10 protein-coding genes are annotated in these 12,828 nt (G+C 39.3%); 6 read left to right on the forward strand and 4 right to left on the reverse strand.

Annotated features, from left to right (window positions below; all coding sequences use genetic code 11):
• Position 1 precedes the first annotated feature (1 nt).
• Positions 2 to 1,138 (forward strand): lipopolysaccharide assembly protein LapB, encoded by a 1,137-nt coding sequence (locus BB427_RS04895; RefSeq protein ID WP_045990775.1) that lies wholly within the window; start codon positions 2 to 4, stop codon positions 1,136 to 1,138.
• Between the two features lie 28 nt (positions 1,139 to 1,166).
• The gene (pyrF, locus tag BB427_RS04900) at positions 1,167 to 1,877 is read left to right on the forward strand and encodes an orotidine-5'-phosphate decarboxylase (protein WP_069019127.1); all 711 of its coding nucleotides are present in this window, start codon (positions 1,167 to 1,169) and stop codon (positions 1,875 to 1,877) included.
• Positions 1,878 to 1,914: 37 nt separating this feature from the next.
• On the opposite strand, the gene BB427_RS04905 is transcribed toward pyrF, so the two are convergent.
• The 4 genes from BB427_RS04905 to BB427_RS04920 form a co-directional block, all read right to left on the reverse strand.
• Positions 1,915 to 2,631, reverse strand: coding sequence for a hypothetical protein (locus tag BB427_RS04905; RefSeq protein ID WP_069019128.1), 717 nt, complete (start codon positions 2,629 to 2,631; stop codon positions 1,915 to 1,917).
• On the reverse strand, positions 2,628 to 4,499 hold the full coding sequence (locus tag BB427_RS04910) for a motility associated factor glycosyltransferase family protein (RefSeq protein WP_069019129.1): 1,872 nt from the start codon (positions 4,497 to 4,499) through the stop codon (positions 2,628 to 2,630). The genes BB427_RS04905 and BB427_RS04910 overlap by 4 nt, the downstream gene beginning before the upstream one ends.
• 217 nt (positions 4,500 to 4,716) lie before the next feature.
• Positions 4,717 to 5,037, reverse strand: a complete 321-nt coding sequence (locus tag BB427_RS04915) for a hypothetical protein (protein ID WP_069019130.1) — start codon at positions 5,035 to 5,037, stop codon at positions 4,717 to 4,719.
• A 42-nt stretch (positions 5,038 to 5,079) separates the two neighbouring features.
• Positions 5,080 to 5,367, reverse strand: coding sequence for a hypothetical protein (locus BB427_RS04920; protein WP_017217325.1), 288 nt, complete (start codon positions 5,365 to 5,367; stop codon positions 5,080 to 5,082).
• Positions 5,368 to 6,598: 1,231 nt separating this feature from the next.
• On the opposite strand from BB427_RS04920, the gene tssJ reads away from it, so the two are divergent.
• Genes tssJ through tssM form a run of 4 tightly spaced genes read left to right on the forward strand, consistent with a single transcriptional unit; the run spans position 6,599 to position 12,824 of the window.
• On the forward strand, positions 6,599 to 7,030 hold the full coding sequence (tssJ, locus tag BB427_RS04930; protein ID WP_010377046.1) for a type VI secretion system lipoprotein TssJ: 432 nt from the start codon (positions 6,599 to 6,601) through the stop codon (positions 7,028 to 7,030).
• Positions 7,030 to 8,370 carry a type VI secretion system baseplate subunit TssK gene (gene tssK / locus BB427_RS04935; protein WP_017217327.1) on the forward strand — a complete coding sequence of 447 codons (1,341 nt, stop codon included), beginning with the start codon at positions 7,030 to 7,032 and terminating at the stop codon, positions 8,368 to 8,370. Before tssJ ends, tssK begins: the two co-directional genes overlap by 1 nt.
• 16 nt (positions 8,371 to 8,386) lie before the next feature.
• A complete protein-coding gene (gene icmH, locus BB427_RS04940; RefSeq protein ID WP_010377048.1) occupies positions 8,387 to 9,109 on the forward strand; it encodes a type IVB secretion system protein IcmH/DotU in 723 nt (240 codons plus the stop codon).
• A gap of 4 nt (positions 9,110 to 9,113) precedes the next feature.
• Positions 9,114 to 12,824 (forward strand): type VI secretion system membrane subunit TssM, encoded by a 3,711-nt coding sequence (tssM, locus tag BB427_RS04945; RefSeq protein WP_069019131.1) that lies wholly within the window; start codon positions 9,114 to 9,116, stop codon positions 12,822 to 12,824.
• Positions 12,825 to 12,828 lie beyond the last annotated feature (4 nt).

The raw sequence follows: 12,828 nt of genomic DNA on the forward strand, positions 1-12,828 counted from the left end.
TATGATCGAGCTGCTGTTTTTATTACTACCTGTAGCCGCCGCCTACGGTTATGTTATGGGTAAAAATAGTGCTAAGAATCAAGCCCTAGAGCAAAGTAGACAAATTACTTCTGAATACAGTAAAGGCCTAAAATTCCTACTAGATAGGGAAGAAGATCAGGGTCTTGAACACCTCACCAAATTACTTGAAGTCTCAGCAGACTCCGTCGACCATTATTTAACACTCGCATCGCTTTTTAGAAAGCGGGGAGAGTTAGATAGAGCGATAAAAATTCATGAACTCCTACTTAAACAACCTAATCTAGATGAAGAAGTGGTGAAGTCCTGTCGCCTAGAGCTTGCTCAAGATTACATCTTAGCTGGCCTATTGGATAGCGCTGAAGAACATTTAGTCATTCTTGTAAAACTTGGGTTTAAAGATGCACTCGACCCGATTTTAAACCTATACTCTCAAACTAGAGATTGGCGAAAAGGCGTTCATATGTATGAAGCGCATCCTGAGCTTTTCAAAAAGTCGTCTCATTGCGCCACTATTGCAAACTTCTATTGTGAAGCTGCAAATCAAGAAAAGAATCCAAGCCTATTCGAAAAAGCAACAGCGCTCGCGCATGAAACAGTAAGACCCTTGTACGAAATGGGCAAAGATGCATACAAACATGATGATTACGTGAAGTGTATATATTATTGGCGAAAGCTCGTGAGCCAATTTGTATTTATGGCACCACTAGTAATAGAAGACCTCGAATCCTGTTATGTTCAATTAAACATTCACGATCAATTCTTTGAGTTAGTCTCAGAGTTATTAGAAAAAGGAGGCGTGCTGATCAGAATTAAGTTTTGCCAAGGATTAGTCCAAAAAGGTCATATTTCTGAGGCAATAGAGTTTCTAACTGATAGTTTAAAACGTGAACCATCAATTAGGGGCTTTAGTTATTTGCTGCAACTCATTAGCGGCAAAGATGCTAAAATAGACCACGTACTACAAGAAATAGATAAATTGGTGAAGTCTTATATTGCAACTAAACCAAACTATCAATGTGGTCATTGTGGGTTTACAAGTCATACGATGTATTGGTTATGTCCCTCCTGCAAACATTGGGAGTCACTTGCTCCAAGCCGTGGGTTAGACGGTTTTTAAGTTTTTAATTTGGCCAAATAGGGTAACTATGTCGACACAAGATTTAAAAAAGGTTTTGATTGCGCTTGATTATGATAATGAAGAAGCTGCATTATCATTTGTTTCTCAGCTTTCACCTGACGAATGCCGATTGAAAGTAGGTAAAGAGATGTTTACCTATTTTGGCCCTCAGTTTGTAAAAAAACTGGTAGATATGAATTTTGATGTATTCCTAGACCTGAAATTTCATGATATTCCAAACACAGTCGCGAAAGCAGTAACTGCTGCAGCTGAGCTTGGTGTGTGGATGGTAAATGTTCACGCCAGCGGCGGTCACGAAATGATGTCAAAAGCAAAAGAAGCGTTGGTAGCTTACGGCGATAAAGCGCCGTTACTTATTGCTGTGACCGTACTAACGAGTATGGATCAAGGACAATTATTAAAGCTTGGAATTGAAAAGACGCCTCAAGAGCAAGTGCTATATCTAGCAAAATTAGCGAAAGAATCAGGCCTAGATGGCGTGGTTTGTTCTGCACAAGAAGCCGAACTTTTAAAAGCTCAACTCGGTGAAGAGTTTAAGCTTGTGACACCGGGTATCCGACCAGCAGGTGCTGATGCTGGCGATCAAAAACGTATTATGACGCCTGAAAAAGCAGTGAAAGCGGGTAGTGATTATCTAGTGATAGGGCGTCCGATCACTAAAGCTGAAGATCCTGCAGCTACGTTGAAGGCGATTAACACTAGCATAGCCGAAATTTAAATTGCAAAGCCAACGTAATATTTACGTTGGCTTTCTTTTACTGTCCAAGTCGTGTGTCGCAACTATAGGCGAAGTAAAACTCCTCCGGAAGATATTGAGCATAGACCTTAGTCTTGTTGTGCTTATTGGTATACCACTCACCCATGAATGTGTAATTTGGATCATCGCTAGTAATGAAATTAAACTTCTCTAGCTTTGTTTTATCAGTCGCTCCAATTTTTAGCGTCAGCGAGTTGTCGTTAAGTTTGTAGTTTCCCCTAGCCAGAAAGTCATATCCTCTATTACTTTCAGTTTGCTCAGTTGCTCTAGCTATCACTAAGTTCTTGTTTGACCTTATACAAATTTCATAAAGAAGGGATTTATAACCATATTGTTCATACACAATGGATAAAATACCTTTTGTTAACTCACTAGTAGAATACGGGAATGCTGTACTAGACGAATCGCTAGTACCCAAAGAATCGCTAGTACCAAATGAGTCACTACTACCAAATGAGTCACTAGTACCAAATGAGTCACTAGTACCAAAAGAATCGCTAGTACCAAAAGAATCGCTAGTACCAAAAGAATCGCTAGTACCAAAAGAATCGCTAGTACCAAGCGATTCACTCGCGGTATTATTGGTCTGGGTTACACTTCCGTATAACTCCTGATTAATTCCATCACTAATTATTTCAGCAGCAGATGCAATTGATTGTACAGTACTTGCTAAAACCACTGTAGTAGGTAAAACAGCAAACAAATTAAATTTCACGATCTATCCTTACAATAACTTAAAATTTCTGTTTTCATCTTTGTTACTATTGCACATAGTATAGGTTTTATATTTAAGAAATAAATCTCCTTTTTGTCCTTAGGTATATGGTTTGTATGGTTGAATACTGCAAAGGTGATATACTTAAAGCTACCCGATAAGACGAGCATAACCTCTCTTTCATCTGAATTTGACTCTAAACCACGGATGAGATTAGAAAGCGCCGATTTTAATTCATTTAATGTTCTAGTTTTTTCTAAATCTTTGATGTGCGAATTTAATATTTCACAACATCTATATAAATGGTCTTTAAATGTAAAGTTTATATGGTTAAGGTTGTTTACTTTTTTTAAACTTTCTTCAAATAGTGAAAAGGAAAAAGGAACTGGGTTTTTCTTCAATTCCTTTGTTGGTATTGCACCATTTATCAATGCGCCATTACTTATATTCTCAACACTCAGATCAGGATTAATCTGGATTAACGATTCAACCGCTTTTCTTGATTCGTTGAATATTCGAGTTGTTAACACTCTTTCAGTCTGATTACCTAGCACATAGTGCTGACCAGTAAAGCGACATAGACTCAAAGCATCTCTTTCGTTATAGTATTGAGAGTGCTTACAATGATGCATTTCCTCATCAACAAAACCATAATCACATCCAGATAATACAAACTTTTTTACGCCCAGACTTACAAGTGCAGATATCGCTGTATTTGTAACAGTTGGGTTGCTGTAGTAAAGCGGAGTGATTGCATGCTCTTTTTTAATAATTTCTGTTGTAATGTCATTTGCTTTAAAAAAAACTAATCTATTCTCGAATGTTAGCAGAGTTTTATGGTAGACGGTGTTTAATGTTATCAATAGTGTATTTTTCAATAGAGGACTTTTTAGGTAATCCTCTTTAATATAATAACCATCCTTACTTCTCTCCATTTCTACATGTATATGTGGAACAATGTTTTTTCTCAGTAGGCTCGGCAATGATGTCCCACATGATACAACAATACCATTAAATTTATTTATATCATCAATTATAAGATCTAGCGAAGGACCATTTCCTACAATCAAAGCTTTATGGCTTTCTAGAAAAGAAAAATCTGATGTTTTAAAATTTTTTAGACTTTTTATGTTTTGAGAGGAATGTTTTAAACTCATCATCTCATCTTCCATAAAGCCCCATAGACTTACGAAGGAGTTTCTCCATTCCTTAAATGATTCATATATTTTGTCAAATAACTGACAGTTATAGTGTCTAAATAAACTAATATCACTAAATATTCCACAACTTCGATTAGACGAGTAGGATGCTAAACCATCTAAAAATTCACTATAGCTCTTGCAGCTAATGAGCTTTAGATTACCACCGCGTGCTTTACACTCATTTTTTATCGTTTCGAGATCGATGTTAAAACGGCCTAGGGCTTCAAGCTTTTGATCCTGCTCAATAATTATCACATCTATATAATTTAGCTTGTTAAGTAATGTGGGAACGTGATAGCCAGCACCTAAGCCAAGAATGATGAGTGTACTGGATGTAGGTGTCGAGTTTGGCTTAAAGCCCAATGCTAATGCAATGTCATGTGATTCATTTATAAATTGTTGATGGCAATACTGTGTTTCAGCTATGGATAAATTTAGAGAAAGGTGAGTTGGTCTATTAAAGAAAAGTTCCACTTGCTTAATGCACTGAACTTTAGGGTCAATGCCATAGAATTCTAATTCGATAGACTTAGCATGTAATTTATCTCGAATCTGAGGGGAGTGTGATTCGTTCTGTGAAATTTGAATACTTGCTTTCATATATTGTTCTAGTCCTTGATATCTAATTACTCGATAAGCATTAGAATTGAGTACCCATATTAGCATCAAACCTGAAAATTTTCTTTCAATTTAATAGAGAAGGCACCTTGCGAGGAGCAACCATAGATGATGGATTGAAGTCTACTCTAAAAGTAATGTGTAGGGTAACCTTGTATTTTATTCGCTATTTAGTGATAAGTTAGTTGGGTATTAAGCAATATTTGATGGAAGCTTGATTAGCCATACCGTTAGTATGGCCTATCGATAACAGGATAGTTGTCTCTTATTCTTCGTTATCAGCAGTTTCAAAATTTAAACTAAACTGACCACTGCGCTTTACTGAGAAAATGGCCTTTTGCCAGTTCTCTTCTTGATTTGATGTCGCATTTTCGAACAAGCTTAAAAAAAGGACTGAAATTTCATCACTGACTGGTATAACGTGTGCTTGTTTTGGTGTGCTGGTGTCATAGTAAAAAGCAGAACACCTAGGCATATTGTCGTCATGGTAGTCCAATACGAGTCGCGCTTCACTCCACGGCTCTTTAATTTGTTGGTATAGATACTGGCCCAATTGTTGTGGGACTTGTCGGTTTTCTTCTCGCATTCCAACTCCTTGTTATGTTCAGCGATAAATGTTGCTCTGATTTTACTGGCGACTTTTGGCTTTTGTATGTGCTATAAATTTGTAGATCCCAAAACCGACCAGTATAAATATGATCGACTGACCCGCGGCTTTACTTATGATAACCGCATTGGAAAATAGCCTTGAAAGTATAGACATACAGATAAAAAACGAAAGCACTGATGTTAGTAACACAATGGCTTTTATCCAAGGTTGAACTAGCTTATGTCTCTGTTTGCTAATCAATACAGCAACGATGAAACTGATCAAAGAAACCAAAAAACCAATAAAATACTGTTCCGTTGTGATCATGGTATTTCCTTATTAATAGGTGAGTAAATTATTTTATTCATTTTCTGTCACTTTAAAGAAACGTTTCATAAAACTGTTCGGCTCAATTACTCTCCGAAATCACTCTCGAGCCAATAAAATCATGGCATTCAAGCCAATAAATTAAGTTGTACTTTGCCAAGAGTCGGGTGAAAAAAGAGTCGTCGTTCCTGGCGCTTATAAGCACCGCGGTCGCGTGGGTAAATCTTTAGTAACTCGCCATTTTATACGGTCTTGTGAATAGCTAACTTTTAAAATAAAGGAGCTGATCAAAGATTGTACATTGGTTTTTACAAAAACTTGGCTTTTCTCTGTTTGTTTACGTAGTTTAGTCCTTGGTTTTGAGGTGAATTGATAAGAATAAGTGTGCTCAGAAGTCACCCTCGTACGAATTTCAAAAAGCGGAACCTTGAAAAAAGTGCTTATTTGAACTGGGTTGATTGTTTCAAAAGTCACATTATTCCCAGCCAAAAGTCTGTCAGAAAAATAGGGGTCTGCTCCTAAAGTGCTATGGTAAGCAAAAACTTCATTTATACAAGTGCTTAGTTCAAAACTAACGACCTTAGTTCTTTGGCTTATGCCGTAAATGGTCATCCTTGTGTGCATGATATTTAACCTTAGTTGCTTTAAAAACTCTCACAACAATCCACAAAACATTGGTTAATGTAGTGTAAACATGATTTTTTGATGTAATTATCTGTTATTAAATAAATTCATATAATAATAGAGGTTATTACATGGGTTGAGTCGAATGCAAGTGTGTTTTTTATAGCTTGATAATATTAATTTGATATTAAGGTTGATCTAGAAAATTCGTTTGTGTATCGTATGCGCCGTTCGAGAATGTACATCAAAAGTCCAGATGTTTAGTGTGGTTTTTGTTTTCAGGGAAGTGTCTATCTCAACAAGTTGTAAGAAAGCTTAATGCAAACTGAATTGCTCACTAAGCTTCATGACTTCCTCTCTGAATGCCTAATAGAAAGTAAAACCTACAAAAAAACAATGACTTAAATATTTTTTAAGAAGATTTTTGAATGTTAACTTAGTATTCAGTTACAAACTGCATACTTGTGTTCTGTAATTTCTTGTTAAATAGTTAAATCAAATGTATTTTTACTATTGTACTGGAAATTAAAAAGATTAATTGTTTCCAATAATCTAATTTGGATGTCTTATAATTGAGGCGGATATGGCTAGGAATGCTTTATTTATAATGGTTTTGTTTTTGACTGGTTGTATGTCTACTTACGTTAAGTTAGACGTAACTGCTACTGATAACATAAATTTAAACCAGTTTAACGAGCCACTACCTGTGGTATTAAAAGTATATCAACTTACTGATATTCAAGCGTTTAAAAATTCTACATTTGAACAGCTTTGGAAGTCAGATAAATCAATTCTGGCTAACACCTTAGTTACGGTGGAAGAACGCACCGTAAACCCCTCAGATCGTATAAAAATCGAGTTTGAACAAGCTGAATCTGCAAAGTACGTGGCTTTTGTTGCGCTATTTAGAGATAGAACGGGTGGTAACTGGCGCGCATTTTATGACTTAAATGATTGGCCTGTGCCTTTATCTACTTCTCTAGATATTGAAATTACAAGTAACTCGCTTCGCTTACCTGAAGTAGAGGAGGACAAGTAATGCAGCACAACAACGTATACAAACCTGTTTGGGCTGAAGGTTTAATGCTAAGTCAGCAGCACTTACAACTGTTCGATCAATACCAGCAATCTCAACTAGCTGGTGTACAGCAAAGTCTTAGAGACAATGCATATGGTTTAGACCGCATTGTATTCGACGAATCGGCATTAGCCAAAGGTGTAGTCAAACTGCAAAGTATTGCAGCAATCTTCAAAAGTGGTCGTCATATACATCATGTTTTTGCTGACAACGAAGCACCTATGTTTGAGCTTGAAGATAACAAAAGCGAATACATCATTAGTGTGGCGCTCGCGAACAATCATTCAGTAAGTAATATCCAAGGTTACCCGCAAACTGGGCAACTTAGTGCTTATGACTGTGATTTTGTTGAGCTTCAAGATGCACATGATCCAAACCGAAAAGCAGAAGTGATGGTTGCTAAACCTAAACTTATGCTGGTTGAGTTCAGCGCAAGTAACAGTTTTATCGAGCAATTGCCTTGTATAAAAGTTATACGTGGTGAGCATGGGCAGTTCGAAATTGACTCAAGTTATATTCCTCCACTGCTAAACATCAAAGCCCATGGCTATTTAGCCGAGCGTGTAAATAAACTCGTCAATATGGTTGAAGCTAAGTACACCGCGATGTTTACCAATCGTGCGAGTATGGGGATCGTGGAAGATTTTGGTCCAACAGAACTCAAACACTTTTTGTTATTACAAACATTTAGCTCTGTTTTTCCTGAGATTAAGCAGTTAAGTACCACAGCCAAAACTAGTCCTGATGCGCTGTTTATGGCACTAAATAAACTGATCTGCCAACTGATCAATTTTGAGCCAGAAGCGAGTAAATTTGAGTTACCAGTTTATGACCATCAAGACTTAACGCGCAGCTTTGGTTTAATCGAAACTCATATTCAAACCCTTATTGGTTCGATAAGCGCAGCACGCTCGTCTGATCTAGTACTCAGTGCAATCTCTCAGTCTATCTTTGAGGTTAAAGACATAGAAAGCAGTACCTTGACACGGGGTGAGCTATACATTGCGGCTTTCTATGAAAACGAATCTACGCAATGGATCGAGTTGTTTGCAGAGCAGGTTAAGCTGGCAGCGCCAAGTCAGCTAGAAATATTAATCGCTTCAGCGCTTGGTGGGGTGAAGTTAACACATTGCCAGCGTCCACCGAATAGAGTGTCTGTTAAAGGTGGATACGAGTATTTTAAAGTTGAGCCACATGGTGCTGCTTGGGAACAAGTTGTACAGGAATTAGCGTTAAGAATCTTTGTGCCATTTAGCCTTCAAGGCGTGAAACTTGAAGTGGTTTCAGTGGCGAGTAAATAGTTAGTAGGTAAAGGTCATGGAAGCGTCGAAAAATAAATCTGAACTAGTCGCCTGCATTTCTCCGGTACTTGAAGTGCTTACTTCAATTCGCCAGGGCGGGGCAGATCATCAAGGAGTTGATGGTCTACGCAGTAAAGTCATGGATGCTTTTGATGAATATGAAAAGAGCTGTTATGACGCACGGATCAGTGCGTCGGAAATGCAGGAAGCCAAATTTGCATTAACCGCTTTGGTCGACGAGCAAATCATGACGGCACAGAAGCCGTACAGTATGGAGTGGATGGCGCGACCTTTACAATTAGAATTATTTGGCAACATGCGTGCGGGAGAAGCTTTTTTTGAAAAGCTTGAAAATATCCGTCGTGCAGCAGCGCAGCAACGCACGGTTTTGGAAGTCTATTTTGTATGTTTACAACTGGGTTTCGAGGGGATCTATAAGATCAAAGGGGTAGAGCAACTCAAAGCGTTGATGTTGGATGTTAGAGCGCAATTAGAAGAGCTTGCTGGACCTGCAAAATTACAGCTTTCTGATAATGCAAAACCGCAAGAAAGTATGGTCACTAAAGTAGGAAGAAACCTACCTTATTGGGTTATTTTATCGGTAACGCTTGCTTTACTCGCCAGTATGTATGTTGGTTCAACGTATTTCATTGAGAATCGTGCGAACCAGCAAGTCGTGCAAATTGATAAGCATATTGAAGTACTAACGCAGTTAGAGAAAACAGGGAAAGCGAGGTAACATCATGTCAGGAGTAAATCGTAGTGGACTAGTGCATCTAGTCTTAGGATTTTTGTCATCTCGTGCGACGGCTCATTGGGTCGGCATATTCGCAATTTTGACGCTAATTTGGTTTGCTGGTCGGTTTATTGGCCTTGAAGATCAAAATCATCGTTTAATGGTGATGGGTGCGGTATTTGGTCTGTTTTGTCTTACTTTATTAGTTCGATGGTTGTGGGTGAAGCGCTCTGGTGACAAGTTAGCGAAAGAAATTGCCAATAATCATGCGGGGACAGAAGCCGAAGTCGAAGAAATTAAAGCCAAAATGGAAGAAGCGCTGTCTGCATTAAAAGCTTCTCATTTAGGCGCTGGCTATCGTGGTAATGCTGCGTTGTATGCATTGCCTTGGTATATGATCATTGGTCCGTCGGCTGCGGGTAAAAGTACGTTATTTGCAAACTCTGGGCTGCATTTCCCTTATTCAAAATCTAATCAACTGCATATTCAAGGTTTTGGTGGCACACGTAATTGTGACTGGTGGTTTTCAGATCAAGCTGTTTTGATTGATACTGCAGGTCGTTATACCACTGAAGAGTCAGATAATGATCAATGGTTGTCATTCTTAAAGCTGTTACGTAAATACCGCTCTAAACAGCCAATCAATGGGGTGATGGTTGCGATTAGTGTTGCCGACATCTTGACCTCAGACAGCGAACAGATCCGCGACCATGTTAAACAGATCCGCGCTCGTATTGATGAGTTAATTAACCAACTTGGACTTATCTTTCCAGTATACGTGGTGTTTACCAAATGTGATTTGATCAGCGGCTTTGAGCCTTTCTTTAATGAATTAAGTGAAGATGAGCGTAAACAACCTTGGGGCGCATATTTACTTGAGGAAGATGGCACCAATACCGGTGAAGTGGCGAGCGAGAACTTTTCAAAACATCTAACTGGCCTATACGAGCGACTGTGTGATCAGCGTCTAGTTAAAATGACGCGTGAACGTAACGCCCAACGTAAACAACTGATTTATGATTTTCCTAATCAGTTCAAAGCGGCGTCTGCCAAAGTTGAAGAATTTATTGACACATTATTTAAAGAAAACCCGTATCAGGAAGTACCATGGTTTGCTGGTGTGTATTTTACCTCTGGTACGCAAGAAGGTACGCCTATCGAGCGTAGCGCAACGAGCAAACTATCTACGTTTAGATCTGTATTGTTTGAGTATCGCCAAGAAAGCATTACCTCCGCGTTTTTTATCAACCAAGTATTCAAAGATGTGTTGTTTAAATTGCAAGATCTCACTCGGGGTAACCGGAAAAAGCGCCGCGTACAAAAATGGCTCAAAGGCTTTGCAGTATGCTTGTGTGTGACGTCGGTATTTGCTCTTGCGGGCTTGTTGGTTAACTCTTATACCCACAATCAACAGCTTTTAACAACCAGTGATAAATTAACGACTGCTGTTGTTAATACACGAGTTGAAAACCAGCCGTTGGCAGAGCAATTTAACTCAACTTTGTCTCTTTTTGCACACTATCAAGAGCTAATCGGTTATGAGAAAAAGCTGCCTTGGTATTTCTTACTTGGGGTTTACAGTGCAGATAACACCATAAAGCCAATAGAGCAGGTATTACGTCAACGTGTACAAGCGCTCATTGGTGAACCAAGTTCGGAGCTTGTGCAACAAGCGCTTTTTGAAAGTCACCAAAACTGGATTGCGCTGCTAAGTACAGAAGAGCAGGTTGCTAAACGTATCGAGCCAAAACTACGTGATAAGTACTATCAAGCACTTAAGCTGCAGCTTATGATGAGTAACGAGTTTGAACGTTTAAACAAAGACTATGCGAAGTCTGAGCTACTGGACTACACGGCGGATCGCTTAGAGCTAACGCTAAACGAAGACACACAAGCATTAACAGAGCAACTGTCAGGATTGATTGATTTTTACTTAGCTCAATTAGCAGTTGAGCCTACACCGCAGCAGCTTGCGATTTGGCAGAATAATGATTTCTTAGTGAGTCAGGCTCGTTCAGACTTAATGAGCGCGCCAGAACCGACCGCATTATATGAGCAGATCAAAGCAAAAGTAACGGTATCAAAAGCTGCACTAACGCTTGATCAAATGATGCAGCAAAACAACAAAACCTTTTTGCAGTCCAAGATTAGCATTCCATACGTTTACACCAAAGAAGCATGGGAAAACGAAGTGTACGACGCCATTAAGGTCATCGCGAGCAAAGCATTCTCTGGCGACTGGGTGATGGGCACAGACAACGCAGAAAGCCAAGGCTCTGTTGATGAAGCAAAAGCAAGCGCTTTAGTTAAATCTATCCGTGCACTGTATTTCAGAGACTATGCCAATGTGTGGTTTGAGTTTTTAAACTCGGTGGAAATAAGCCCATTTAATACGAGCAACGCGGCAAGTTTAACGCTGGCTCAGTTGTCATCACCAGAAGGTCCGTTGGTCGATTTAATGGCGTCAATCGACGACAACGTGAATCTAATTGATTCGCCAAACAAAACAGTAGAAACGGAAAAGTTGACCGAGCAGGCAAATGCATTACTTGCAAAGTCTAAAAACAGCAAGGTTAAAGGTGCAAAGATAGAAGCCGCTGCGAGAAAGCGTGTACCTGAACTGTCGAGCCGCTTTGCAGATCTTCGTCGCTATACGGCAAAAGGAGAAGAGAACGCTCGCTCTGATTACCTAGAGCAATATCTCGGTGCTTTAAGTGCATTTCATTCAGACATCAAAACGATCGCGGCGAGTAACAATGATGACTATATGGCGATGTCATTTACTCAAACGTTGTTAAACGGTGATAGCAAAAATCATGCGCTGCAAAGTGCATGGGTGGTGGTAGAAAGCCAAGTAAGAGCGCTTGACCCAGATACTAAGCAAGCACTTGAAAAACTCCTAAAAGCACCACTTTTAGCGAGTGTACAAACGGTAATGAACGAAGCGAAAGTACAGCTTAATGAGCGTTGGTCTAATCAAGTATTCTTAACATACAAAGAAAATATCCGTGGTAAATATCCGTTTAATATCGACGGGCCAGATGCTGCAGTTGAAGATATTAGCGAACTGCTGAACCAAGAGTCAGGTGTGTTTTGGCAATTTATGGCTGAAAACCTATCTCCTTACCTTCGTTTAAAACGTGGTGAGTGGGTAGAGAAAACGTGGAATGGTATTGGAATCGGCTTTAAGCCTGGGGTACTAGATAAGCTAACTAAGGCGAGAAAGGTTACGCGTTCTCTATTTCCTCGAGACGGTTCTGAGGTAGGGATTAGCTTCCAAATGATGCCTGTGGCACAAAAGGGATTAAAAGAAACTTATATCGGCTTTAGTGACCAAAATTACCGTTATAGAAACGAACCTGAAGAGTGGCGTCGTTTTAACTGGCCTGCACGTGCCGGTACTGAAAAAGCAGTGGTATATGGTTTAGACAGTGAAGGCCGCAGAATCGAAATCGAAAAGTCAGGGCCTTGGGCATTCCTAAAAGTATTGAATGAAGCGAATGTACAGTGGGTTCGTGGTACTGAATTTATGGCAACGTGGCAATTACAAAGAGAAGCAGAGGCTAGTGTTGAACCAATCCAAGTTCAAGTTGCACTTAAGTCGAGCAGAAACAGTGGCATATTCAGCAAATATTTTATGACGTCATTTGCGCTGCCTGAGTCTTTGTTTGATACCAAAGTGAGTGTGGCTTCCAATGAAAACTTGGCGTTGAGGTAACACA

Source organism: Pseudoalteromonas sp. BMB, assembly GCF_001709235.1.
Taxonomy (GTDB): Bacteria; Pseudomonadota; Gammaproteobacteria; order Enterobacterales; family Alteromonadaceae; genus Pseudoalteromonas; species Pseudoalteromonas maricaloris.

Bases quoted from the DNA above. Each gene is read 5' to 3' on its own strand.
- BB427_RS04895 (WP_045990775.1), top strand. From the start codon at position 2: ATGATCGAGCTGCTGTTTTTATTACTACCTGTAGCCGCCGCCTACGGT.
- pyrF (WP_069019127.1), top strand. From the start codon at position 1,167: ATGTCGACACAAGATTTAAAAAAGGTTTTGATTGCGCTTGATTATGAT.
- BB427_RS04910 (WP_069019129.1), bottom strand. From the start codon at position 4,499: ATGCTAATATGGGTACTCAATTCTAATGCTTATCGAGTAATTAGATAT.
- BB427_RS04915 (WP_069019130.1), bottom strand. From the start codon at position 5,037: ATGCGAGAAGAAAACCGACAAGTCCCACAACAATTGGGCCAGTATCTA.
- BB427_RS04920 (WP_017217325.1), bottom strand. From the start codon at position 5,367: ATGATCACAACGGAACAGTATTTTATTGGTTTTTTGGTTTCTTTGATC.
- tssJ (WP_010377046.1), top strand. From the start codon at position 6,599: ATGGTTTTGTTTTTGACTGGTTGTATGTCTACTTACGTTAAGTTAGAC.
- tssK (WP_017217327.1), top strand. From the start codon at position 7,030: ATGCAGCACAACAACGTATACAAACCTGTTTGGGCTGAAGGTTTAATG.
- icmH (WP_010377048.1), top strand. From the start codon at position 8,387: ATGGAAGCGTCGAAAAATAAATCTGAACTAGTCGCCTGCATTTCTCCG.
- tssM (WP_069019131.1), top strand. From the start codon at position 9,114: ATGTCAGGAGTAAATCGTAGTGGACTAGTGCATCTAGTCTTAGGATTT.